Below are 26,569 nucleotides of genomic sequence, written 5' to 3'. Positions count from 1 at the left end.
ATGGCAAATTTAGAAAATAATAACTCCGAAAACAACAAACCAATTTCAGAAAAAGTTGGTGAAAAAATAACTGATGTTGCAGAAGGCGTAAAACACACTATAGAACATCCTGTAGAAGCGGCCAAAGAAACTGTAGCTCAGGCTGTAGAAGATGTACAAAAGTTTTCTTGGTGGGCCAAATTGTTCCTTTGGTTTGCCGCAATTGCGTCTTTTTTATTTCTTACCTTTTTAATTATTATCAATCTTCCTGCAACTAAGGATTATGCAGCTAGTAGAGCTTTAGGATTTTTGGAAGATGATTTTGGAGTGAAAATTTCCAAAGAAAAAGTAGAAGTGAACATTCTGGGAGATGTTATTATTCATGGTCTTAGAATAAAAGACGACAGAAATAATGATTTAATCTTTGCCAAGCAATTTAGAGCAGATTCTGACTGGTTATCAATCTTGAAAATTGGAAAATCTAGACAACTTGATTTCTCTACGTTGACGCTTTCTGAGGCAGATGTAAAAGTGGTGACTTATAAAGGTGATTCTATTGATAATTTTAACAGATTTATTACCAAATTTGATAGGGGGAAACCAAGTGATCCTAAAAAACCACCTTTCAAACTCAATTCTAGAGTAGTTATTTTAAATTCTAAAATTTCTATCATCAATCAAAATCATGAAGGTGACGAAGGAAAATGGTTGCAAGCAGAAAATGTAAATCTTATTGCACCACATCTTAATATTTCTGGACCAGATATTTCTGCTAGAATTAATAATCTTAGTTTTAAGACCAAAAGATGGGGGAAAGTACACACTTTAGATACTTTTTCTACAGATTTTTCGATGTCTAAAGAATTTTTGAGTTTAAAGGATTTAACACTTTATACCGATCATTCGCTTTTACAAGGTGACCTTACTTTTCATTTAGATAAAGAAACCAAGTGGCAAGATTTCAATAATAAAGTGAATTGGGAAATGAAAATGAAGCGCGGAAGTGCAGTTTCAGGTTATGATATTTCCTATTTTGCAACAAAATGGGACAATTATACTGCTATCAATCTTTCGGGAGAGATGAATGGATCGCTGAATAATTTTAGACTCAATGATTTCCTTTTAACGGGTGAAAATGTAAATATTTACACACCAAATACTAAGTTTAGAAATTTATTGAAAGGGAATTTCAATATCGTAACCAATAATATTTCTACCAATTTTACTTATCCTGCGCTTCGAGCGATGGTTCCGAGTTTTGTAGCCAATAAAATGAAGAATTTCGCAGATCCTTTCGGAAGAATTCAGTACAAAGGTGCGGTAGATGTTACGCCAAAAAGAGTAATTGCCAAAGGAAATGCCATTACAACTATTGGTAGAGCCAATGCAGATATTGTTTTGTCTGATATTGACCAACAAAATCCTCGATATGTTGGTGTTTTAGATGTGAAAGATTTCAATACTTCTGCCATTACTAAAAGCAGTGCGGTAGGTTTAATTTCGGGAAGATTTGATGTAGATGGAAGAGGTTTTGATGTCAATACGTTGACTTTAAGAACTAAATCTAATATTTCTAAAATTGATATCACAGGAAAAACCATTAACAATCTATATCTAGATGGAACGCTTGATAAAAAACAATATAACGGAATTATCACCATCAATGATGAAGAAGCAAAAGGAAAAATAACTGGAAAAATAGATTTTTCTACGCCAAGACTTTTTGCTGATATCAAAGGAAATATCGATTATCTTAATTTAAGTTATTTCGGAGTTCAAGGTAACGGAAAATCAGTTTTTAGTGGAAATGTTGATGGGAAATTAGCATTCAAGGATTTGAATGATATGAATCTTGATGCTCAACTCAACAATGTGATTTTCTATGCAGGTGACCAAAAAATAGACGTTCCGAATGGTAGTGTAAAAGCCTACTTCGAAAACGGAAATAGAATTGTAGATGCAGATATTCCGAATGTGGTAAAAGGAAACATTTCTGGAAAATATAATTTGGGAGATTTAGGAAAAATGTTCCAAAATGGTTTTGATAAAATTTTGGTTGGAAATCCACAAAGAAGATTGTACAAAGGTCAACAGTTTACTTATAATTTTGATGTGAGTCAAAAACTAGTAAATTATTTTGAACCGAATTTAAAAATTCCAGAAGGTGCGAAAATTGACGGTTCGTATAACGGAAATACCAATGATTTAGTGCTGAATCTTAATTCGACTTCTCTAAAATATATTTTGACTATAAAACAAGAAATTTCTCAAGCAGATAGGCTTTTGGCACAGGCAAATCCAGAATATAAACTAGACGAAAATAAGGTGACCAAAGATTCTGCGATGATTAATAATGTAATCATCAGAATCAATACGGCAAATCCTTCTGAACAAATTTTCGCCAATATTGGTAGAATAGAATACAGCAAAAATGTATTGAGAGACGTTACGCTTACTGGTAGAAACGAAAATAATACCTTGCTTCATTTGGCTGCGAATTTCAAACTGGGGACATTAGAAGATGAAGAAAAGGAGACCTTGAAATCTTATGCTATTAACATCAACCAAGGAGTAGATGCAAATGGTGATTACGTAATAAGATTCGAGCCTACAGAACTGAAGCTGAACAATTTTACTTGGAATGTAGACACCTCTCCAGAACTCAATCATAGCATTACTTATCGTAAAAAAACGGGAGATTTTCTCATTAAAAATCTACGATTGTATTCTGAAGAAAGCGAATTGTTTGTAAAGGAAGCGACTTATAAAGATGCCAAAGATTTCACCGCTGATATAGATGTAAAAAATGTAGAAATTTCTAAAATTATAGACTTATTACCGAGCCAAAAAGGAAATCTTGACCTAAAAGGAATTGCCAATGGAAACATACAGTTGAAAATGAGCAAAACCAGCTTCGAACCTTTGGTTGATTTAGAAGTTAAAGATATTTTCTTAAGCGGAAAACAATTGGGAGATATGGTAATTTCTGCGAAAAATAGTGCTCAACCTAATATTTTTGACATTAATGCAAAAATCCTTTCTTCTGAATTTTTAGGAAAAAATCAATTAGAAGTTACGGGAACTATAGATAATAATACCACTTCTCCTACATTAAATTTAACCGCAGATTTGCAAGAATTTAATCTTGGGTTTGTGCAGGCATTTGTGACCAATATTTTCTCTAATTTCCGTGGAAAAGCAACTGGAATTGTAGCGATTAACGGTCCTATGAATGATATAAATTACGGCGGAGATATTGCTTTAAAGGATTTTGGACTGAAAGTTAATTTTAACGGAGTAGATTATACTTTTGCAGATGCTACCGTATTGTTGCAAAATGGAAACATCTTAGTTACTGAACCTGTGAAAATTAGGGACGGAAGAAATAATTCTTCGGGAACGCTTTCATTGGCGCAGATTAATTTGAGTAATCTTTCTAATATTGGAGCCAACGTCTTAATTACTTCGGATAATTTAATGCTTTTAGATACTAAACAGATCGATTTTGATTTATTCTGGGGTAAAATTTATGGAAAAGGTGATTTGTATGTTGGTTTTGACAATGGAAAACTCAGTATTACTGCGGGTAAAGATACACCAACAGATTCAGAGCCTTTCCAAATTTTGAATAACAGTATTTTCACTCTTAATAGTAATACCACCTCTTCTGTAGATGAGTTTAAAATGCTCAGATTCTTAAAAGAAGACAAAACAGGTGTGGTAAGTATTGATGAAGGAACGAAAAAAGGGGTAAATATGGATATTAACCTTCTTTTGAGTGTTGACAAAGGTTCTACCGTAAGTGTTTTGGTGGGAGATGATATCGGAGATATTGTGGTAAGAGGAGATTCAGATAAATTAAAATTTGTCATGAAACCTAACGGAAGAATTTCTCTTGATGGAACATATTCTGTGGAAAACGGAACGTATATTTCTAAAGCAATTCTAGAAAAAACTTTCCAAATTGATAGATTTAGCAGCATTTCTTGGGATGGAGATCCATTTAATCCAGCATTGAATATCACTGCAAATTATTACAGAACAGTTTCTAATGCTACAGAATATTTAGGCGTAGGTAATTTGCCGCCGATTAATGTAATGCTTCAAACGAAAATTACCCAAAATCTTAGAAATCCTAAAATTGAGTTTGATGTTCAAGCTCCAGATGTTTCTTCACAAGTAAAAGAAGCTTTGACGGTAAGAATGAGCAATAACGACGAAAAAACGTTGCAATTTGGTTCTGTATTGCTTCTTAATAATTTCAATACTTCTAATACAGGTGGATTTGGAAATATCAATATTGGGAATGTAGGTTCTGATCTGGGTTATAATTTGGTTTTAAAACAATTGGGCAACGTAATCAATACGATTAGTGAGCAATTCCAAATTGACTTGAATTACATCAAAGGAGACCAAGCTTCTAATACAGCAGATAGAGCCAATATTGGCGGAAATTTTATTCTTTCGCCAAGAGTAACCTTGAAAACTGGTTTTGGAATTCCTGTTGCGAAAACTGAAAATACCTACGGAAATTATCTTTCTGGAGAAGGAATTATAGAATATGATGTGTCTAAGAAAAATGATGGTTCGTTAATCCTTAGAGCTTATTCTAAGCCTTCTAACTTAGGTTTAGGAACTACGCTAAATTCTACAGCCAACCAAACTTATGGAGCCGGTGTAGTGTATAGTAAAAGCTTTAATAATCTTTTCAAAAAGAAAAATAAAGTGAAAGATTCCTTAAAGAATTCTAATAAAAATAAACCCGAAACCATTAAAATTGATTCTGCTAAGTAAGAGATTTTTAGAAATTTTCTGATAAAAATCAATGTTTTTTTGTCAAAATAATATTTTATCATTTCAATTAAATTTCATAAATTTGCAAAAAAAGATAGCAATTTTTATAAATTTAATAATCTAAAAATACTGGTATGAATTATCAATTAGATGAAATAGACAAAAAAATCTTAGATTTTTTAGTAGAAAATACAAGAATGCCTTTCACTGAAATCGCTAAACAGATGGATGTGTCTGCAGGTACTATTCACGTAAGAGTAAAGAAAATGGAAGATGCAGGAATTATCCTAGGTTCTTCTTTAAATATAGATTATGGTAAATTAGATTATCATTTTACTGCATTCATTGGAATTTTATTAACCAAATCTAACAGAACTCAAGAAGTTCTTAAAGAATTAGCGTCTATTCCAAATGTGGTAGAAGCAAGCGTAATTTCTGGTAAGTATAACATCTTCTGCAAGGTAAGAGCTAAAAATACTGAAGACGCTAAAAGAATCATTTATCAAATAGATGACATTCAAGATGTTATGAGAACTGAATCTATGATTTCTATGGAAGAGTTTCTAAGTGATAAAAATAGATTAATTAATGCTATTTCTGTTTAATAATTTATTATTTTCGCAAAGTATAAAGCTTTTGAATTTTCAAAGGCTTTTTTTATAAATTTATTAAGAATGGAAGACAATTATTTTGACAAAAATCCTCAAAAAACCACTTTTTTTTATGTTGCCATTTTCTTTATGGTAGCATTATCTTTTTTAGGAATAGGAGTAGATCTTACCGAGTATTCTCAGAAAACAGACATTAATATTCCAGTTTGGTACTTTTATTTGATTTTCACAATAGATATTATCGGACTTTTATCAATTGTGGGCATTTATTTTTATAGAAAAATAGGAGTAATCTTATTTCCAGTAGCAATTCTGTTTCATTTTTACTTGCATGAGTTTTATCTTTCTACCATGCTATATTCAGATTTGTTTACGCTGTTTTCTTATGTGGCATTAGGTTTATTAGCAATCATTCCAAAATGGAATTTTTTCAAATAAGATAAAAAAATCCGAATAAATTGCTTAACTTTGATGTCGTAATGATGATTAAAATGATTAAAAATGTTTTCTAAAGCTTGCGAATACGCTATAAAATCGGTAATTTATATAGCACAAGAAGCTCTTGCTGGTAAAAAAACCAATGTAAAACAAATCGCTGAAGCTACAAATGCTCCAGAAGCTTTTGTTGCAAAAATTCTACAACCTCTTTCTAAGAAGGGGATATTGACGTCTAATAAAGGAAAACAAGGTGGTTTTTCGGTAGAATTAGACAAGATTGATAAGATTAAACTCATAGAAATTGTACTCGCTACAGATGGTCCAGATATTTTAACGAGATGTGCATTTGGTTTAGAAAAATGTACTTCTGAGAAACCTTGTCCTTTTCATGATAAATTCAAAGGAATAAGGGAAGAATTAAGAGATTCGCTCAGTGAAATATCAGTCTATGATATGGCGCTTAAAACAGAACAAGGTATTGCCTTCTTAAAGAACTAGAGATAGTTCTCTTTTTATTTCTTAAATTTAATTCGGATAAATTTGTCCTATTAAAATATTTTTGTATTTTTGTCTTGTCAAAAAAGAAAAAAATATGGAAATAAAAGACAAAACAATAGGCGGAATTGTAGCCGAAGATTTTAGAACAGCAGCTGTATTTAAAAAATACGGAATCGATTTTTGTTGCAAAGGAAATAGAAGTATAGAAGAAGTTTGTGCAGTGAAAAAGAAAAATCCAGAAGATATTTATGCAGATTTAGAAAGAGTAACGCAAAATGCAACTCAGAACATCGATTTTAAAGCTTGGGATTTAGATTTATTATCAGATTATATCGAGAAAACGCATCATCGTTATGTAGAAGAAAAAACCATTTACTTGCTTCAGTTTTTAGATAAATTAAGAAGAGTAAAAGGCGATAGATATCCAGAGTTAATAGAGGTTCACGAATTGTTTAAACAATCTGCCGAAGATTTAGGGGCTCACATGAAAAAAGAAGAATTGGTATTATTCCCATTCATTAGAAACATGGTAGAAGCAAAAAGAAGAGGAGTAGAATTACCAAAACCACATTTTGGCGCAGTAGAAAATCCAATTGAGATGATGAAACACGAACACGAAAATGAAGGAGATCGTTTCGAAAAAATAGCCCAACTTTTAAATCAATATACACCACCTTCAGATGCTTGTAACACGCATCAGGTTACTTATAAAATGCTTCAGGAATTCGAAGAAAATTTACATACTCATATCCATTTAGAGAATAATATTCTGTTTCCAAAAGCAATTGAGTTGCAAAAAGAATTGCAAAATTAAATTCACTTTAATTGTTTTTTCAAAAAATAACCCTAGAAAAACTTCTAGGGTTATTTTATATGGTATGATAAGTTAAATTATCTTGCTAAAACTCTTTTTACCGCTTTTACTACAGCTTCTGCATCTATTTCGTATTTGTGCATTAATTCAGCTGGAGTTCCACTTTCTCCGAAAGTATCATTTACAGCAACAAATTCTTGTGGAGTTGGTCTTTTTCTAGATAACATTCCTGCTACAGATTCACCTAAACCACCTAAGTAATTGTGCTCTTCTGCAGTAACAATTTTACCCGTTTTTTCTACAGATTTTAGAATGATTTCTTCGTCTAAAGGTTTGATGGTGTGAATATTAATCACTTCACAAGAAATTCCTTCTTTTTCTAATTCTTCAGCAGCTAGAAGAGACTCCCAAACTAAATGTCCAGTTGCTACAATCGTAACATCTTTTCCTTCTTGAAGTAAAATTCCTTTACCAATTTCGAAAGGCATATCTTCTGGAATGAAAACAGGAACTACAGGTCTACCAAATCTTAAATAAACTGGACCTTCATATTCTGCTGCAGCTAGAGTAGCTTGTTTGGTTTGGTTATAATCACAAGGATTAATTACAACCATTCCTGGTAACATTTTCATTTGACCGATGTCTTCTAAAACTTGGTGAGTTGCACCATCTTCTCCTAAAGTTAAACCAGCATGAGAAGCAGCGATTTTCACATTTTTATTAGAGTAAGCGATAGATTGACGAACTTGGTCTAAAACTCTAGAAGTAGCAAAGTTAGCAAATGTTCCTGCGAAAGGAATTTTACCAGCAGTAGCTAAACCAGCAGCAATACCCATCATATTTGCTTCTGCAATACCTGTTTGTACAAATCTTTCTGGAGCTTTTTCTATGAATTTCTCCATTTTTAGAGAACCGATTAAGTCTGCACAAAGTGCTACTACATTTGGATTTTTGTCTGCTAATTCAGCTAAACCTGCTCCAAAACCGCTTCTTGTATCTTTTTTTTCTGTGTATGTAAATTTCATGTGTATTAAATTTAGAAGAATTAATAATCTGCTTCGGTTTCTACATAAAGTTGAGAAAGTGCACTTTCTAACTGAGCATCATTCGGAGCTTTTCCGTGCCAAGAGTGAGATCCCATCATAAAATCTACACCTTGTCCCATTTCTGTATGAAGAATGATGGCCACTGGTTTTCCGTTTCCTGTTTTAGATTTTGCATGTTCTAAAACTGCTATTACCGCTTCTAAATCGTTGCCGTTTTTCTCTTCTAAAACTTCCCAACCGAAAGCTCTTAATTTAGCATTTAAATCTCCTAGAGATAATACATCATCTGTATCACCATCGATTTGTCTTCCGTTATAATCTATTGTAGAAATTAAGTTGTCTACTTTTTTAGCAGCAGCAAACATTAATGCTTCCCAGATTTGTCCTTCTTGTAATTCTCCATCTCCATGAAGTGTGTACACTAAAGATGAATCTCCATCTAATTTTTTAGCTAAAGCTACTCCTATTCCTACAGATAAACCTTGACCAAGAGAACCAGAACTCATTCTGATGCCTTCTAAATGTTCGTGTGTAGTTGGGTGACCTTGCAATCTAGAATTTAATTTTCTAAAAGTAGAAAGTTCAGAAATTGGGAAAAAACCGTTTCTTGCTAATGTAGAATAGAAAACGGGAGAAATGTGACCGTTAGAAAGGTAGAAATGATCTTCTCCTTTTCCTTCCATAGAGAAAGGGAGTTTGTAGTTCATTACTTTACCATAAAGTGCTGTGAAATATTCTGTACAGCCAAGACTTCCACCTGGGTGTCCTGAATTTACGGCGTGAACCATTCTTAAAATGTCTCTTCTGATCTGTGTTGCCTGAGCTTTTAACTCTTCAATAGATTTACTCATGATTTATAAAATAAGTTTTGCAAATTTACTAAATTTAAGGGGCATGTAAGAATTAAAAATGAAAAGATTTCTCACTTTTTGAAATAAAAAAATTCGGCAATGATTTACCGAATTTTTTAAAATTTATTTCTTTCTGATGAACCAAAGTCCTAAAAAGGTGATGATACCGTTTAGAATAATCAATTCTACTCCAATTTTATAGTCAGTGAAATTACTTACCACAAAATTAATTAGATACGTGAAAATTGGTGCGAATATGGTTACTGATAGAATTGCATATTTTTTAGAAATCGTGTGCTTCGTAAAAATACCGAAAGCAAATAATCCTAAAAGTGGACCATAAGTATAACCCGCTACTTCCATGATGAGGTAAACAATAGATTTATCATCAATCCATTTGAAAATCATAATGAGAAGGAAGAATACTACAGTGAAAATTAGGTGAATTTTCATTCTCAATGTTTTCTTTTGTTTTTCTGTTCTGGTAGTATCTTCGTTTAAGTTTAATAAATCTACACAGTAAGAACTTGTAACTGCGGTTAAAGCACCATCAGCAGAAGGGAAAAGAGCAGAAGTAAGCCCGATAATGAAAATAACAGAAATAAACATAGGAAAATAACCTTGCAAAGAAAGTGCTGGGAATAAATCGTCTCCCATAATATTGTTAATATTTCCCGCAGCGTCTTTAAACCCAAAAATATTGGTAATATTTTCTTTACCATTGACTACATCTACCAATTGCGAGTATTCTGCGCCATTTTGCATCGCAAAAAGATACAGTAAACCTCCTAAAAACAAAAATGCCAAGTTTACTAGCAACAGTGTTCCAGCAAAAGTGAGCATGTTCTTTTTAGAATTCTTAAGGTTATCTACAGAAATGTTTTTTTGCATCATTTCTTGGTCTAGACCTGTCATGGCAATGGTAATAAACATTCCGCCTAGAATTGTTTTTAAGAAAAATGTTTTAGAATTGATATCAGTATTAATGAAATGGGTGTAGTCTTTATCCGCCAAAATTTGGAAAGCTTCAGGAGTAGAAAGATTAAGATTTGATAAAATATAAATAATACAGGCAACTAGGCTGATAATCATAAATGAAGTTTGCAATGTATCTGTAATAACAATGGTCTTTACACCACCTTCATAGGTGTAGAGCAGTACCATTAAAAGTATTACTGCTGCAGTAACCCAAAAAGGTACACCAAGATTTTCTAATAAAAATAATTGCAAAACATTAACCACTAAATATAATCTTGCAGTGGCACCAATAGCTCTAGAAATGATGAAAAATAAAGAACCAATTTTATGTGCTTCTACATTAAATCTTTTTCCTAGATAGGTGTAGATAGAAGTAAGATTCATCTTGTAATAAAGAGGAAGTAAAATAGCTGCAACAATAAAATATCCGATGAAAAAGCCAATCACCATCATGTAATATTCAAATCCGCCAAAAGGATAATTACCAGCAGTCATTTTACCTACGGTTCCCGGTACAGAAATAAAAGTTACACCGCTTAAACTGGTGCCAATCATTCCAAAAGCAACGAGCCACCATTTACTTTTTTTGTTCCCAATGAAAAAAGATTGATTGTCTGAATTTCTACTGGTGAAATAAGAAATTACGAGAAGTCCTACAAAATATACAAATACAAAAATTAGCAACACCTTTGCTGAATCCATTCTTATAAAATTTAAGTTGAGCAAATATAGTTTTTTTAGCGTTTTCAGAAAGTTATTTCAGGGAAAGATTTTAAGATTTCATATTATCACCATCTCTGAAATGGAGTCTTCTAAAGACAAAGCCTGATAAAATAGTGAGAATTCCCATCACCAAAAAAGTATATCGAAAAGCATTGTGAATATTTCCTTTGATAAGTTGCGTATCGCCTTCAAAAAGTTTTAAAATGATTAAACCAAATGCAATTCCAAATCCTATAGCAATTTGTTGATTTACAGAAATTAAAGAATTTCCACTGCTGGTGTGACTGTCTCGCAAATCCGAAATGGAAATAGTATTCATAGAGGTAAATTGGATAGAATTAAAAAATCCTAAAACCAAAATTAAAGGTATAAACCAATAAATAGATGTGTTAATTCCCGGGATTGCCATTAAACAAATGAGTGTTCCTATGAGAAAAGTGTTGAACATCAATGTTTTTCTGTAGCCAAAACGATTCAGGATTTTAATAACGGCAGATTTTCCAAACATCGCTGTAATCGCCATCGGTGCTACAATCCAGCCAGAAACTACTGCAGATTGTCCGTAAGCAATTTGAATCATCAAAGGAATTAATAACGGAATAGAACTAATGCCTAATCTCGTCGCTAAATTTCCTAAAAATCCCACTCTGAAGGTTCTTACCATGAATAATTCTAAAGGAAAAATAGGATTTTCTTCTTTTTTGGCGTGTCTGTAATAGAGATAAATAAAAATAAAACCCATTAAAAATACCAATAGAACAGGAGTTATATTTTTAGCGTTTCCCATCCATTCTAGAGAAATGGAAAGCAACAAAGACGCTGCTGCAAAAAATAGAAAACCTTTAAAATCAAAATCTATGATTTTTGAAAAGTAATTTGGCATATATCTTACACTCAGCACAATTCCTAAAATTCCAATTGGTAGATTTATTAAAAATATCCAATGCCAAGAAAGATAATCTACCATATAACCTCCAATTAATGGACCGAGAACTGGGCCAATTAAAGCAGGGATAATAGCAAAATTCATCGCTTTCAGTAATTCACTTTTGTCAAAAGTTTTGATAAGTGCTAATTTACCAACTGGTGTCATTAAACTTCCTCCAACTCCTTGTATTACCCTCGCAATCACCAAAAAAGTTAAGTTTGGGGAAAGTGAACACAAAAGAGAACCTAAACTGAATAGGATTAAAGAAATAATAAATACTTTTTTCGTCCCGAATTTATCTGCCAAAAAACCACTAACAGGCATAAATAAAGCTAATGTCAAAACATAACTGATAATGGCATTTTGCATATTGAGCGGTGACTCGTTCAAATCTTTTGCAATAGAAGGAAGAGAAGTGTTGAGAATAGTAGAATCTAACATCTGCATGAAAATAGCAGTAGCTAATATTAATGGAAGAATTTTTTTGGTGGTTTCTATATTTTCAATCTGTGGTTTCATTACATCAAATTTACAAAAAATAAAACCTGCAAATTTGCAGGTTTTGATAGTTTATACTAATGGTTCTTGTTGGCTTAAACAATGAAAACTGCCTAATCCCCAAATAATTTCTGTGGAATCTATACCTACCACTTTTCTTTCTGGGAAACATTTTTGGATAATTTCTAAAGCTATTTCGTCTTTGCTACATCTGTAAGTTGGCACAATAACGTGCTTGTTCGAGATGTAAAAATTAGCATAAGAAGCTGGCAATCTTTGGTCTTCCCAAATTACAGGATCTGGCATTGGCAATTCAATAATATTTAAAGGAGAGCCGTCTAAAAGTTTCATTTCTTGCAATTCTCTGAGGTTGGTTTGCAAGATTTCGTAGTTTTCGTCTTCAGGATTATCTTCTACAACGGTTAAAACAGTTTTTTCATTCACAAAACGAACGGTGTCATCAATATGTCCATCAGTGTCATCACCAATAATTCCGTCACTTACCCAAAGAACTTGCTCTTGTCCGTAATAATTTTTAAGATATTCTTCAATTTCTTCTTTTGAAAGATGAGGATTTCTATTTTTATTCAAAAGACAAGATTTTGAAGTCAAAATAGTGCCTTTCCCGTTAAATTCTACGCTTCCACCTTCCATTACGATTCCGGGATAAAAAACAGGAATGTCAAATTCCTTTCCGATTTTTGTAGGAATTACATCATCTAAATCAAACGGAGGATATTTATTTCCCCAAGCATTATAACCCCAATCTACGATTGCTTTTTCTAGTTCTTCACCATTTTTATTAATCAAAAAAGCGGGACCGTGATCTCTGCACCATGCATCGTTGGTTTCGTGGAAATAAAATTCTATATTTTCGAGATTTGCACCAGTTTGCATAATGCAATCCATGGCAAATTTTCTCATTTCTTCGTCTTTTACATTGATTCTCACGAATTCGTCTTCGGAAAGAATTTTGATAAATTGACAGTAATAAGGATAAATTTCTTCTAATTTACCTGGCCAAGATTCTTCTTTGTGAGGCCAAGAAAGCCAAGTAGCTTCGTGTTCTTCCCATTCTGCTGGGAAAACGTAGCCTTGTGATTTCGGGGTTTTTGTTAGATCAATCATTAGTCTTCGTCAATAAATCTTTTAACAATAGGTTGATAAGAATCTATTCTTCTGTCTCTCAAGAAAGGCCAGTGTTTACGGAAATAATCGGTTTGAGATAAATCTAATTCAGTAACTGCCACTTCTTCTTGGTCGTGAGATGCGAGATACAATAATTTACCTTGTGCATTAGCAACGAAACTTCCGCCCCAGAATTTCATAGCGCCATCTTGCTCAAAGCCAACTCGGTTTACAGAAACTACAGGAACTCCATTTGCAACAGCATGACTTCTTTGTATGGTTTGCCAAGCGTTGTATTGGTCTTGGTTGGTTTCTTCGTCTTGGTCTGTTGCCCAACCAATTGCGGTAGGGTAAAATAAAATATCAGCACCCATCAATGCAGTGATTCTAGAAGCTTCTGGATACCACTGATCCCAGCAAATTAAAACACCAATTTTTGCAAATTTGGTTTGAAAAACTTTATAACCTAAATCTCCTGGCGTGAAATAGAATTTTTCGTAAAAAGCAGGATCATCTGGAATGTGCATTTTTCTGTATTTTCCAAGATAAGTTCCGTCTGCATCTAAAATTGCAGTGGTGTTGTGGTACAAACCTTGCGCTCTTTTTTCGAAAAGGGAAGCAATAATTACCACGCCTAATTCTTTGGCAACTTCACTCAAAGCATTGGTAGAAGGTCCAGGAATGGCTTCTGCTAAATCAAAATTGTCATAATCTTCTACATCACAAAAATAAAGTGACGTGAAAAGTTCTTGTAAACAAACAATTTGAGCACCTTTTGCAGCAGCTTCTCTTACTTTTTCGATGGCTTTTTGCAGATTTTCGTTTTTATCTTTTACACAGGTCATTTGCACTGTGCCTACTTTTACTTTTGACATTTTTTTGGAATTTTTAAATTTCTATTTTGATACAAATTCTATGCAAAAATATGATTTTTTTAATGCTTAATCAAATTGTAGTTTTTAGTCTTACAAATTACAAAAAAGCCTGCCCTAATTTAGAACAGACTTCTCTTCATATCAAATTTTGAATAACAATTTCTAATAAGAATCTTCATGAACGGAAATCACGGCTCTTCCGCTCGGATCATTCATTTTTTTGAAAGCTTCGTCCCATTCCAGTGCAATTGGCGTAGAACAAGCTACCGATGGTACAGATGGAACAGTTAAAGCAGCGGTTTCACTTGGGAAATGCTCTTCAAAAATCGTTCTGTATCTGTATTCTTCTTTATTTTGTGGGGTGTTTTGAGGAAAACGGAATTTTGCATTTGCCATCATTTCATCAGTCACTACTTTTTCGGCAACTTCCTTTAAAGAGTCAATCCAGCTATAACCAACTCCGTCAGAAAACTGTTCTTTTTGTCTCCAAGCAATTGATTCTGGTAACAAATCTTCAAAAGCTTTTCTCAATAACCATTTTTCAATTTTGGGTTCGTGAGCAGTAACCATTTTATCTGCAGGATTTACGGTCATGGCAATATCCATAAATTCTTTGTCCAAGAAAGGAACTCTTCCTTCAATTCCCCAACTCATTAATGCTTTGTTGGCTCTCAAACAATCATATAAGTGTAATTTTCCTAATTTTCTTACCGTTTCATCATGGAATTCTTTAGCGTTTGGAGCTTTGTGGAAATATAAATATCCGCCAAAAAGTTCATCGCTTCCTTCACCAGAAAGTACCATTTTAATTCCCATAGATTTAATCACTCTCGCCATTAAATACATTGGTGTAGAAGCACGAACTGTAGTTACATCATACGTTTCGAGGTGATAAATAACATCACGTACCGCATCTAAACCTTCTTGAACGGTAAAGTGAATTTCGTGGTGTACAGAACCGATGTGTTCTGCTGCTTTCTGAGCCGCTAATAAATCTGGCGAACCTTCTAGACCAACCGCAAAACTGTGTAATCTAGGATACCAAGCTTCTTGTTCGTCTCCACTTTCGATGCGTTTTTTTGCATATTTTGCAGCAATTGCCGAAATAATAGAAGAATCAAGTCCGCCAGAAAGTAAAACTCCATAAGGAACGTCACTCATCATTTGTCTGTGTACCGCATCTTCTAAGCCTTTTCTAATGGCCGCAATGCTGGTTTCTTTGTCTTTTACATTTTCAAAATCTTCCCAATCTCTTTTGTACCACTGTTGAAGTTCTTGTCCGTCTTTGCTGTAAACAAAATGCCCTGGTAAAAAAGTTTCAATTTTATTACAAATGCCTTCTAAAGCTTTCAGTTCAGAAGCTACATAATAGTTTCCGTGTTTGTCCCAACCTTGATAAAGCGGACAAATTCCCATGTGATCTCTTGCAATTAAATAAATATCGTTTTCGATATCATAAAGCGAAAATGCAAAAATACCGTTGAGTTTTTCGATGAAATCTTTGCCGTATTTTCTATAAAGTGCCAATATAACTTCACAATCAGACTGAGTAAGGAATTCATAATCAGGGAATTCTTTTCTGAGTTCTTGATGGTTGTAGATTTCGCCATTCACAGCAAGAACTACTTTCCCGTCTTTGGTAAATAAAGGTTGTTTCCCCGAAGTTGGGTCTACAATTGCTAATCTTTCGTGAGAAAAAACAGTTTTTTCTGATTGGAAAATTCCGCTCCAATCTGGACCGCGGTGTCTAATTTTTTTAGACATTTCTAATATCTGAGGACGCAGAGCGTCTGTTTTTTGTTTCGCATCAAACAAGCATACAATTCCGCACATATCTTATATAAATATTTTAAAAGTTGATTAAATGTTTACATTTCGTATGCAAAAATAGATTTAAAGTTTATAAATAAAAATAAAATATTAAAATTGATTAATAATTTTAACTAATTAATTTTATTTTAGAAATATTTTAATTTAAACGCTTGTTTTGAAACAAGGATGCGAATTTTTTTAAGTTGGAGAAAAATCATTGTATATAAATTTAGAAAAATAAGTTTTTATTTTATCTTTGAAAAAAATAATCCATGAAAAAAAACTATTATCTTTTGAACGTTTTCTCAAATTTATTTATTCTATTTATTTTAATTTCTAATTTTTGTTTTTCGCAAATCAATGCACCTCTTAATACTAGGTTGTTTCAACCAACTCAATCGCAAGGTTTTTACAATCAGACTTTCATAAAACATTTGAATTCTTTAAAGAATGAAACTTTTTTTTCTTTTGTAGCTGATGGTAGTTCTAGTTATTATAATATTAATTATACTGGGGTTGATTATAGTAGAATTATAACAAGATTAGGGGAAGATGGAATCCCAAAGTGGATTGCTAAATTTGATGGAGATAGAAATGATTCTAATTTTACTAGGCTAAATATTTCTCAAGATTTTGCGTGTGTTGATAAAGATGATAATTTCTTAATATTTTGTGATACAAAACAACTAACCTCAAACTTTACAGATTCCTCTGGAAAAGTATTTAATTTTCAAGGTGGTTTATCTAATTTGAAAATTTTATTAAAAATTGATAAAAATGGAAAATTGATTTGGCATAAGGAAATTGTGGGAAGTCAAGGAGCAAGTGTTATAACTGATAGAAATGGTGATGTGTATATTTTGGGCTTAAATGGTTCTTCAATTGATGACATATCTCTTGGGAGTATTTACATTGTAAAATTAAATAGCTTAACTGGAAATATCATTTATACCAAATCTTATAATAATATTGGTGCCTATCAATTTATTCCTGTATTTGATTCTCAAAATAATTTATATGTTTTTACGGAACCGATTAATAATTTAGGAACTGATTATAATTTTGATGGAGTAATAATTCCTACTAACACAAATCAAATGGATAATTTAATGCTGAAGTTCGACACAAATGGAAATGTTATTTGGGGTAAAAATTTTCATCCTACAAATAGTCTATTTTCTTATAGTTGGATAAATGATGCCATTTTTGATGGGACAGATATTATTGTTTCAGGAAACTTTTGGGCAGATAAAAATAATAATTTTCTTGGTCTGGATGGAACAAGTTTAGTGAAATACTATTCCAATTCTATCTATGCTGGATTAATTGCTAAAATTGATATTAGTGGAAATATAAAATGGCAAAAATATATTGAAGATCCAACTGCATTAAATACAACATACACAAATATTGATTTAGATGAATTAGGAAATATTTATGGCTACTTTAATTTTAAGGATAAAATTTTCTTTAATAATAATGAATACCAATTTGATTCAGCCAAAGGAAATAAAGTCTTATCGAAATTTGATAATAATGGTAATGTAATTTATTTTAATTCTGCAGATTTAGGAATTAATCAAGGTTATAATTCGGTTATTGATGTTATAGGAAATGATAAAATAAACTGCTCCAGTTTTACAGTGCAAAATTATTTTCAAGATTATCCTCTTACAAATAGCGCTCCAAATAAACTTTACATCGCCACTTTTGGTAATTTAGATTCTAAATATTTATCACCTCAGAAGAACTATTTGTCATTGTCTAATTTGTCAATATCTAATAATCCCAATAATGATAATAAATTCTCTTTTGACTTGATTAATAATGTAAATTGGACGGTAGAGAGTGATCAATCATGGCTCAATTTAGGCTTTCAAAAGTTAAGTCAAAGAACAAATTCTTCAACATTAATCAACGGAACAGGAGATTCTAAAATCACCATGACAGCAGAAGCCAATAACACAGGTTTAAGCAGAACAGCGAATGTTTTGGTAGCTGGTGATTCTGGCGTTTCATCAAGTACAATTATTGTTACGCAGACTGGAACTTTGGGAACTCAAGAGTCTAAAACTTTTGTCATAACATTGTATCCTAATCCAACTTCAGAAGTTCTAAGTATTCAATCTCAAGAAAAAATTTCGAAAGCAGAAATTTATGATTTTACAGGAAAATTACTTTTAGAGATGACTGTAATTGATAAAAAAATTAATGTCAATGCTTTATCAAAAGGAACTTATTTTATAAAATTGTACACTGAAAAAGGAATTGTAAATTCTAAGTTTATTAAGAATTAATTCTAATCTTTCATAAACGAAAAGCCATTTCAAATAGTTGAAATGGCTTTTTATTATATGTTTTTCAAGTTTTAAACTCTTTCAATCAGCGCCATATAAAATCCGTCAAAACCTTTACTTGGCATTACTTTTTCTTCTTTCACCAATTTAAAATCAGAATTATTTTTCAAGAAGTTTTGAACCTGTTCATTGTTTTCACTTGGCAAGATAGAACAAGTGGCGTAAACCATTTTTCCACCTTTTTTAATGATTTTAGAATAATCTTGAAGAATGGTTTCTTGCTCTTTTCTAATTCTATCGATGAAATCTTGGTCAATTTTCCATTTAGAATCTGGGTTTCTTTTTAAAACGCCTAAACCAGAACATGGCGCGTCTATCAAAAGTCTGTCTGCCTTTTCGTGTAATCTTTTGATGACTTTATTATCTGTAATTTCTCTGGTTTCTATATTGTGAGCTCCCGCTCTTTTTGCTCTACGTTTCAGTTCGGCTAATTTCCAACCGTGAATATCCATAGCAATAATTTGCCCTTTGTTTTCCATTAAAGCAGCAAGGTGAAGCGTTTTTCCGCCAGCTCCAGCACAAGCATCTACTACACGCATTCCGGGTTTTACGTCTAGAAATTCTCCAATTTTTTGCGAACCAGCATCTTGTACTTCAAAAAGACCATCTTTAAAAGCCGAAGTTAAGAACACATTTTTCTTTTCTTCCAACTGTACTGCATTTTCGAAGCCCGGAACTTGAAAACTTTCTACATTTTCGTGTTTTAGTTCTTCGATTAAGTGTTTTGTTGAGGTTTTCAAAGAATTGGCACGCAAAATAGTTGGCGCTTGTTCATTGAGCGCAATCATTTCTTTTTCCCAGTTTTCACCAAGTTCTTTTTCTAAAGTTTCTACCAACCAATCTGGGATAGAATGTTCAAAAGCTTTAGTAGGAACGGTTCCTTTCTTCAATTTGGTAAGAATATCCGCAACTTTTATTCCTTGAAACTCTTCGAATTTTTTATATTCTGTTTCGCTCCAAAGCAAATAGGCTAGAATAAGTCTATAAATGTTATTAGGTTTTGCGCCTTCTCCAATGTAATATTCTAGGCGTTTTTTCCAACGGATAATGTTGTAGAAAATTTCAGAAACTACTTTTCTGTCATCGCTTCCCCATTTTTTATGAGCTTTCAAAAGTCTTTCTATAACTTTATCTGCGTATTTATTTTTTTCGAAAAAAGTTTCTTGTAGTGCATCGTGAATACCGATGAGTAGATTTCTGTGAATAAGTTGCATACGAATATTAAATTATGAATTTTAGATTTTAAACCTAAAATTTTTGCAAAAATACGGAATTATTTGATGATTTCAATTTTGGATATTTTTTACTTTTAGCATTGATTGGTTTCTGATTTTTCATTCTAGGCTTTAAAAAATGTTTTTTTTATGTTAATAAATAGTAATATAGAAGAAAAAAATCAATAAAAGAGTGTTTTTGTTATGTTTAAAAAATTATATTTGCCGAAAATCAAAATAAATGAAAAAACTACTATTAGGAACATTATTTTTACTGAGTTTAATTATGAATGCTCAGGAAAATGACACGCAAAGAAGGAACATTATCAAAACCAATGTTACTGCTTTTGCTTTTAAGAATTTTCAATTGAATTATGAAAGAGTTTTTACCAAAACATTTTCACTTTCTGTAAGTTATGGAATGATACCAGAAGGTAAATTGCCATTTTCTTCACTTTTACCCAATGATAGTGAGGTGAATTTAGAAGAAGTAGAACTCGGTGGAAGCAATGCTACTTTAGAAACCAGATTTTATTTAGGAAAAAAAGGTTATGGTCATGGTTTTTATTTAGCTCCTTATTATAGATATTCTACCTTCAAAGTTTCAAATTTTACAGAAACCATCGATATGGAAACCAATGGAGTAGTGTATGATAACGTAGACGTTACTTTCAAAGGAAATTCTACAGCTCACAGTGCAGGTTTATTAATCGGTGCGCAATGGTTTTTAGGCAAAAAAGATAATTTCGTTTTAGATGCATGGTTTTTAGGTGCTCATTATGGAACATCAACCGGAAATTTAGATGGTATTACAGATAGACCATTAACTTCAGTTGAGCAACAGCAAGTTCAAGATGAATTAGACAACTTAGATATTCCAGTGGTAAAATACAAAGCTACTGTAAATGCAAATGGTGCTAATCTAAAAGTAGACGGACCTTGGGCTGGTTTAAGAGCAGGGATTTCTTTAGGTTACAGATTTTAAAGTATCTTTGCAAAAAATTAAAAAATGAGTGAATTAATGCCTTGCCCAAAATGTGGCAGCGAATTTACCTACGAACAAGACAATCTTTTGGTTTGCAGCCAATGTTTCCATGAGTTTGATCCTGCAGAAGTAGGTGCAGAAGATAAAATTTTCGATAGCAACGGAAATGAATTGCAAAATGGTGATTCTGTGGTAGTCATTAAAGATTTACCAGTAAAAGGAGCACCAAAACCTGTAAAAGCAGGAACTAAGGTGAAAAACATTAGATTAAGACCAGGTTCTGACCACAATATCGATTGTAAAATAGATGGTTTCGGAGCAATGGCATTAAAGTCTGAATTCGTGAAGAAAGCTTAATATTTTAAAAAGCGAAGATGAAAATCAGAGATTTTCATTACTGCAATAAATTTTAAAAAATGAAACGCAAGGATTTAATCTTTGCGTTTTTTATGCATAAAAAAAAGGAAAGATTTGGCAGGGTTCTTTTCTAAGACTTTGATTGTTCGCACGAAACGAATCTAATTTCAGTCCATCAAGGCAGAAAGAGAATTAACCAAAAATTTCCTTACGTTTTTCAGGGAAGACAAAATTAATAAATTTTCTACAAATGGGTAAAAAAATTTTGTGAACTTGCTGATTAATGAAGTTCTAAAATTTTGAAATGATTGTGAATAGCTGAATTTTCTAAATATTGATTTTAATTTTCACATTTCCCTCCAATTTGTTTTCTGAATACATAACAAGCGGAATATTATGAACTAAAATCTTGTTCCAATAATGGTTTCCCGCAAATCTGCTTTCTACAATTTGAGCATCTAAACCATTTTCGGTGAGTTTTACTTGATGCGGGAAGAAATAATTTTTAGAAACGTTGAGTATAGATTTTTCTTCTTCGGAAATGGTGTTTACTTCGCCTAGAAGTTTTGCTACATAAGAATTATAAGGATTTCTGAAAGTTTCTTCAGCGTTGTCATTTTGAATCAATCTTCCTTCTTGTAGCACAATAATTTGGTCTGTCCAAGGAAGAATTTCTTGAATTTCGTGAGTAGAAATCATCACAGAAAGTTCATGTTCTTTAGCATAGTTAAACAAACGTTCTCTCAATTCCATTTTTCTGGAATAATCCAAATTACTGAAAGGTTCGTCTAATAAAAGCAGTTTTGGCATTACAGAAAGCGCTCTCGCAATCGCAACTCGCTGTTGCTGACCACCACTTAAATTTTTTGGCAAAACATGAGCGTAATCTTCTAGTCCAACTACTTGTAAAAGCTCCTGAATTTTTTGCTTTTTCTCTGAAAGATTGGTGTTAGAAATAAATTTCCCTATGTTTTCGGCCACAGTAAGATAAGGCATTAAATCATAATTTTGAGAAACCAACTTCATGCCGAGTTCTCCTGGGACAATGTTTCCTTTCGGTCCGAAAAGTCTTTCGTCTTCCAAATAAATTTCGCCGCTTTGCCAATCAAACAAACCGTAAATAATATTAAGAAGAGTAGATTTTCCACAGCCAGATTCGCCAGCCAAAGCAATAATTTTACCTTTTTCTACAGAAAGATTGATATTTCTGAAAAGTAAAGTTCCGGGTTTGTAACTGAAATATAAGTTTCTAACATTCAAAAGCATATACAAAAATAAGCATAATAAAAGAATTTTTGAAAATTTGAAGAGAAATTTCTTACTTTAGCAGAAGTAAAATGATAAAAAACAGTTAAAAATGAAAAAGAATTTATATAGAGTTTTGGGGATTTTAGCACTCTCTTTTTTAGTGATTTCTTGTGGTAAAGATAAACCTGTAACCAACGAAGCCAATGAAGTTTTAACCGAAACTGATGGTGTGCTCTACAAAGTAGACACCATGAACAGTAGAATAGAGTGGAAAGGTTATAAAGTGCTAAAGTCGGATCAAACCACACATTTTGGAGAGATAAAATTTGAAAGTGGAGATGTTACCGTAAAAGATGGTAAACTGCAATCAGGGAAATTCGTGGCAGATATTACCACACTAGAAAATATAGATTTAAAAGATGACCAAGAAATGAAAGCCAAATTGGAAGGTCATCTGAAAAGTGGAGATTTCTTCGAGGTAGAAAAATTTCCTACCGCTTCTTATGAAATTACCAAAGTAACTGAAAATACAGCTGGAGATTACAACACGCTTTTAGAAGGAAATCTTACGATTAAAGGCATTACAAAACCAGTTCAGTTTAAAGCAAATGTAACGGTAGCAGACGGAAATGTAAGCATTGCAAGTGAACCAACAGATATTAACAGAGAAGATTTCGGGTTGAAATTTGAGCTTCCTCTAGAAAATGGTTTGCTGAACAAAGAAATTAATCTTCAGATTTTGGTAAAAGCTTTAGAAAGCAAGTAATTTTCAAGAGCCAAGTAAAAATAACCAAGTGAAAAAAATAGGAACTCTCAGTTTTGTGAGTTCTTTTTTTATGACTTAAGTTCTGGATTATTCTGTGCTGGTTTTTGTGGTTAAAAATTAAAATCCGTATTTTTGCAATTCTATAAAGCAAACCAATGTTAGATAAGATAGATGAGTTATTGAAAGAAGTGCAAGGTTTTACTTCTACTAACAAAGACGAAATTGAACAATTTCGTATCAAATTCAATGGGAAAAAAGGAATTTTAAATGATTTTTTCGAAAAATTTAAAGAAGTTCCGAATGAACAGAAAAAAGAATTTGGTCAAAAAATCAATACACTCAAGCAAGCCGTGAATACTAAGTTAGAAGAACTGAAAGAAGCTACTTCTAGCCAATTTATTTTAGAAAAAGAAGACCTTACGAAACCTGCTTTTCCGTTGGAATTAGGTTCTCGTCATCCTATTAATTTAGTGAAAGGCAGAATTATTGAGATTTTTAAATCTATTGGTTTTGCAGTTTCTGATGGACCAGAAATAGAAGATGATTGGCACAATTTTACTGCGCTTAATTTACCAGAATATCATCCTGCAAGAGATATGCAAGATACATTCTTCATTGAGCAAAATCCAGATGTTTTATTAAGAACGCATACTTCTTCGGTGCAGATTCGTCACATGGAAGAAAATCAGCCACCAATTAGAATTCTTTCTCCGGGAAGAGTTTTCAGAAACGAAGCTATTTCTTCTCGTTCACACTGTATTTTCCACCAAATAGAAGGTTTATATATTGATGAAAACGTGAGTTTTGCAGATTTGAAACAAACTTTACAGTTTTTCACAACAGAACTTTTCGGAAAATCAAAAATCAGAATGAGACCTTCTTATTTCCCTTTTACAGAGCCAAGTGCAGAAGTAGATGTTTATTGGGGATTGAATTCTGAAACCGATTACAGAATTACCAAAGGAACCGGTTGGTTAGAAATTATGGGTTGCGGAATGGTAGATCCAGCCGTTCTTAAAAATGTAAATATCGATGCGGATAAATACTCTGGTTATGCATTCGGAATGGGAATTGAGAGAATCGTAATGTTGCTTTATCAATTGGGAGACATCAGAATGTTCTTCGAAAATGATAAGAGAATGCTAGAGCAATTCGGGCATTTATAAATTAGAATTTATTATTGAAATTTTCAGAAATGATAAAAAGAAAGCGTTCAAAATTTTTTGAACGCTTTTTTTATTTTTAAGATTTTTTGAACCAATTTTTTGCTCTGTTGTAATCTAAGAAATAAGTAATTCTGAGCGAAAGATTGTTAATCATAGGTTCATTAAACAATCGGTCAAAATTATCTCTCATGCTTAATCTCGCTACATCTAAGAAATTTTGAGCTTGATTTCTGTACAGTAAAGTCAGTTGAGAACCTGGCGCAAACCACCAACTGTAACGTAAATCCAGATTCCATGAATTGAAGGTTCCATCTTTGTTTTCTGCGAAAGTAGTGTCAGGATTGAGTTCTCCATTATCTTTTAACGTGTAAAATTGTCTGTAAGCAACTTCTGAAAAATAATGACGGAAAGTAAGATTAATCGCCATTTTTTCATTAAAAGTATATTGAGAGGAAACACTATTTTCTACAGAATTTCTTAATCTTCGACCAATGAAAATATTCGTGGCGTCTTTTCCTACAAATCCAGTTTCATTATTGAAATTAGCATAATTTAAAGTGTGGAAAATAGAGAAATGGTCATTAAATCGATATCGGGTATTGATTTCTGACATATACGTAATTCTCTTGTCTTCATTGTATTTATAAAATTCTACATAACCACCGATTTTGAATTTTTTTCTTTCATCTGTATTGGCAAAAACCCATGGATTATACATTGCCGGAATGAAAAGATATTTTCCGAAGGTTCTCGGTTCGTAAATGTCATTGGTTCCAAGTGGTTTTACCATTAATCCTCCTCCGAAATTGAAAAACTTTTTATTGGTGATTTGTAAATTTTGGTGAATCACGAAATCTGCAAATAAATCAGTTTCTAACCTTCTGTTGTTGTTTACTCTAAGACTGTAATTCAATTGATTGATATTGCCTTTTGGTTGCAAATAACGGTAATTGTAATTCGCGCTATAATTCACATAATTGGTCTGTCCAGTAAATCCAAGGTCGTTAATATCATAATTTTTATCTCTCAAGAAAACTTCTGCGCCGAATTGATGACCTTTAATAATTTGATTAAAACCAGCATTTCCTTCGAAACCGAATTTTTGTTTTTGATTTTCGAAAACCCAACTTCCCTCTGTAGAACCGAAAACATTAAATGTATTTTTCTTATTGGTTAAATCTAGGAAAAGCCCAGTTGCATTAGCATCTCTGAAATCTCCGCTTCTCATCACACTTGTATTGATGAGGGAAACCGAAGAATTTTCACGAAATCTTTGGTCTAAAACAAAGACATTGTAATTCGCCAAAGGTTCTGTTACTTCTTTTCTGATTTCGCCAGTGTTGATATTTCTGATGGAAGCTTCCGTTTTTTCGGTAATGGCATTGAAAAATCCAATTCCTAAGCCTTTTTTGGTTCTTCCAGAAATTTTAGTAGCGTTAAAAAGTTTTACTTTTTCTGGATTTTCTGCAAATTCTTCATCGGCTGCAAGTTGAGGAAACTTACTTGGGAAACCACCAATTCTTCTGGAATAAAACATATTTCCTTTGTTGAAAAGCTCTGTTCCTTCATTGAAAAACGAACGCTGTTCGCTGAACTGTTGTTCAAATGGTCCCAAATTTAAAACGGTAGCATCAAAATTGGTTTGTCCAAAATCTGGAATCAAAGTCGTGTCAAGTGTAAAAGCGTCGTTAATTCCATATTTCACATCCATTCCACCGTTGACGTTGGTAGTGGTTTTTCCGTCATAATAATTTACATAACTCGAAAAATAAGGAAGGAATGACAATCTGGTAGGTGTTTGAATATTTTCTACACCGTTTAGAATACCGTCATACAATAAGAAACTACCTTTTTGATTATTCACATGATTCCATGTATAAGCGGTTCGCAATCTATTGATTTGTCTGAAAAAATTAATTCCCCACTGTTGTTTTTCGCTTTTAGGAAATCTCATCTCGAAATAAGGAATTTTCATTTCTACAGACCAACCGTTTTCTAAAATTTTCACGCCAGAATACCAAATTCCGTTCCATGAAAAATCTTCGCCATTTTGATTGGTGATTTTACTGTCTGCTTGTACACCTGCTGCAGTTACAAATAGCTCTAAACTCTGCTGTTTATCATTATATCCATTAATAAAAAGTACGAAGAAATCATCATTTCCTATATTGTCTCTTTCGGTGAGTTCTTTCCCGATTTTAGAAGGTTCTTTATCATACATCATCGCAGAAACATAAATCCCGGTATCGTCATAAGCGACTTTTACTTCTGTTTTGAAATCAGGATTTTCAGCTTTGCCATTATTAGGTCTTAGCTCTATAAAATCATTGGCAATAGGTGTGTTTTTCCAAATTTCATCATCTAAAATTCCATCAATCTTTGGCGCTTTTTCTACTCTTACCGCGTTAATGGTTTTCCGGGTAATGTTTTCGGTTTTTTCTTCTTGTGCCGAGGAAAAACCGACAAAAAGAAAAGTGAATAAGATGATGATTTGAACTTTCAT

The 26,569-nt window shown here is 32.5% G+C and carries 20 protein-coding genes; 10 read left to right on the top strand and 10 right to left on the bottom strand.

Features of this window, described 5'->3' with window-relative positions:
- The 5 genes from ACT53I_RS07145 (at nucleotide 1) to ric (ending at nucleotide 7,134) form a co-directional block, all read left to right on the top strand.
- Nucleotides 1–4,773 (top strand): translocation/assembly module TamB domain-containing protein, encoded by a 4,773-nt coding sequence (locus ACT53I_RS07145; RefSeq protein WP_476079058.1) that lies wholly within the window; start codon nucleotides 1–3, stop codon nucleotides 4,771–4,773.
- Between the two features lie 134 nt (nucleotides 4,774–4,907).
- On the top strand, nucleotides 4,908–5,378 hold the full coding sequence (locus ACT53I_RS07140) for an Lrp/AsnC family transcriptional regulator (RefSeq protein ID WP_069799418.1): 471 nt from the start codon (nucleotides 4,908–4,910) through the stop codon (nucleotides 5,376–5,378).
- Nucleotides 5,379–5,447: 69 nt separating this feature from the next.
- Nucleotides 5,448–5,822 carry a hypothetical protein gene (locus ACT53I_RS07135; RefSeq protein ID WP_371463400.1) on the top strand — a complete coding sequence of 125 codons (375 nt, stop codon included), beginning with the start codon at nucleotides 5,448–5,450 and terminating at the stop codon, nucleotides 5,820–5,822.
- A 63-nt stretch (nucleotides 5,823–5,885) separates the two neighbouring features.
- Nucleotides 5,886–6,320 (top strand): RrF2 family transcriptional regulator, encoded by a 435-nt coding sequence (locus tag ACT53I_RS07130; protein ID WP_069799414.1) that lies wholly within the window; start codon nucleotides 5,886–5,888, stop codon nucleotides 6,318–6,320.
- A 94-nt stretch (nucleotides 6,321–6,414) separates the two neighbouring features.
- Nucleotides 6,415–7,134: an iron-sulfur cluster repair di-iron protein gene (gene ric / locus ACT53I_RS07125; RefSeq protein WP_213188656.1), complete on the top strand. Its 720-nt coding sequence runs from the start codon at nucleotides 6,415–6,417 to the stop codon at nucleotides 7,132–7,134.
- Between the two features lie 77 nt (nucleotides 7,135–7,211).
- On the opposite strand, the gene ACT53I_RS07120 is transcribed toward ric, so the two are convergent.
- The 7 genes from ACT53I_RS07120 to asnB form a co-directional block, all read right to left on the bottom strand.
- Nucleotides 7,212–8,159, bottom strand: coding sequence for a transketolase family protein (locus tag ACT53I_RS07120; protein WP_104792343.1), 948 nt, complete (start codon nucleotides 8,157–8,159; stop codon nucleotides 7,212–7,214).
- A 20-nt stretch (nucleotides 8,160–8,179) separates the two neighbouring features.
- Nucleotides 8,180–9,031: a transketolase gene (locus ACT53I_RS07115; RefSeq protein ID WP_371463394.1), complete on the bottom strand. Its 852-nt coding sequence runs from the start codon at nucleotides 9,029–9,031 to the stop codon at nucleotides 8,180–8,182.
- Between the two features lie 123 nt (nucleotides 9,032–9,154).
- On the bottom strand, nucleotides 9,155–10,711 hold the full coding sequence (locus tag ACT53I_RS07110; RefSeq protein ID WP_476079057.1) for a sodium:solute symporter: 1,557 nt from the start codon (nucleotides 10,709–10,711) through the stop codon (nucleotides 9,155–9,157).
- A 70-nt stretch (nucleotides 10,712–10,781) separates the two neighbouring features.
- Complete coding sequence (locus tag ACT53I_RS07105) at nucleotides 10,782–12,179, bottom strand: MFS transporter (protein ID WP_476079056.1); 1,398 nt, start codon at nucleotides 12,177–12,179, stop codon at nucleotides 10,782–10,784.
- A 51-nt stretch (nucleotides 12,180–12,230) separates the two neighbouring features.
- Nucleotides 12,231–13,286: an agmatine deiminase family protein gene (locus ACT53I_RS07100; protein WP_476079054.1), complete on the bottom strand. Its 1,056-nt coding sequence runs from the start codon at nucleotides 13,284–13,286 to the stop codon at nucleotides 12,231–12,233.
- Nucleotides 13,286–14,161: a carbon-nitrogen hydrolase gene (locus tag ACT53I_RS07095; protein ID WP_476079052.1), complete on the bottom strand. Its 876-nt coding sequence runs from the start codon at nucleotides 14,159–14,161 to the stop codon at nucleotides 13,286–13,288. Before ACT53I_RS07095 ends, ACT53I_RS07100 begins: the two co-directional genes overlap by 1 nt.
- A gap of 162 nt (nucleotides 14,162–14,323) precedes the next feature.
- Nucleotides 14,324–15,994 carry an asparagine synthase B gene (gene asnB / locus ACT53I_RS07090; RefSeq protein WP_476079051.1) on the bottom strand — a complete coding sequence of 557 codons (1,671 nt, stop codon included), beginning with the start codon at nucleotides 15,992–15,994 and terminating at the stop codon, nucleotides 14,324–14,326.
- Between the two features lie 251 nt (nucleotides 15,995–16,245).
- Here asnB and ACT53I_RS07085 point away from each other — a divergent pair, with 251 nt between their 5' ends.
- Nucleotides 16,246–18,270, top strand: coding sequence for a T9SS type A sorting domain-containing protein (locus ACT53I_RS07085; RefSeq protein ID WP_476079050.1), 2,025 nt, complete (start codon nucleotides 16,246–16,248; stop codon nucleotides 18,268–18,270).
- A 71-nt stretch (nucleotides 18,271–18,341) separates the two neighbouring features.
- On the opposite strand, the gene ACT53I_RS07080 is transcribed toward ACT53I_RS07085, so the two are convergent.
- Nucleotides 18,342–19,544: an RsmB/NOP family class I SAM-dependent RNA methyltransferase gene (locus ACT53I_RS07080; protein ID WP_476079049.1), complete on the bottom strand. Its 1,203-nt coding sequence runs from the start codon at nucleotides 19,542–19,544 to the stop codon at nucleotides 18,342–18,344.
- A 241-nt stretch (nucleotides 19,545–19,785) separates the two neighbouring features.
- Between ACT53I_RS07080 and ACT53I_RS07075 the strand changes: the two genes are divergently transcribed.
- Together ACT53I_RS07075 and ACT53I_RS07070 are read left to right on the top strand one after the other, a co-directional pair.
- A complete protein-coding gene (locus ACT53I_RS07075) occupies nucleotides 19,786–20,529 on the top strand; it encodes a DUF3575 domain-containing protein (protein WP_476079048.1) in 744 nt (247 codons plus the stop codon).
- Between the two features lie 24 nt (nucleotides 20,530–20,553).
- The gene (locus ACT53I_RS07070; RefSeq protein WP_069799390.1) at nucleotides 20,554–20,886 is read left to right on the top strand and encodes a zinc ribbon domain-containing protein YjdM; all 333 of its coding nucleotides are present in this window, start codon (nucleotides 20,554–20,556) and stop codon (nucleotides 20,884–20,886) included.
- 327 nt (nucleotides 20,887–21,213) lie between these two features.
- Here ACT53I_RS07070 and ACT53I_RS07065 read toward each other — a convergent pair whose 3' ends face one another.
- Entirely contained in the window at nucleotides 21,214–22,152 is a 939-nt protein-coding gene (locus ACT53I_RS07065; protein WP_476079047.1) for a sulfate/molybdate ABC transporter ATP-binding protein, read from the bottom strand.
- 91 nt (nucleotides 22,153–22,243) lie between these two features.
- Between ACT53I_RS07065 and ACT53I_RS07060 the strand changes: the two genes are divergently transcribed.
- On the top strand, nucleotides 22,244–22,900 hold the full coding sequence (locus ACT53I_RS07060) for a YceI family protein (protein WP_476079046.1): 657 nt from the start codon (nucleotides 22,244–22,246) through the stop codon (nucleotides 22,898–22,900).
- A 155-nt stretch (nucleotides 22,901–23,055) separates the two neighbouring features.
- A complete protein-coding gene (gene pheS, locus ACT53I_RS07055; protein WP_371463373.1) occupies nucleotides 23,056–24,066 on the top strand; it encodes a phenylalanine--tRNA ligase subunit alpha in 1,011 nt (336 codons plus the stop codon).
- A gap of 76 nt (nucleotides 24,067–24,142) precedes the next feature.
- On the opposite strand, the gene ACT53I_RS07050 is transcribed toward pheS, so the two are convergent.
- On the bottom strand, nucleotides 24,143–26,569 hold the full coding sequence (locus ACT53I_RS07050) for a DUF5916 domain-containing protein (protein ID WP_476079045.1): 2,427 nt from the start codon (nucleotides 26,567–26,569) through the stop codon (nucleotides 24,143–24,145).

Source organism: Cloacibacterium sp. DMC96 (genome assembly GCF_056313765.1).
The sequence above is the reverse complement of the archived record's forward strand: the minus strand, read 5'-3'. Positions and strand labels throughout refer to the sequence as shown.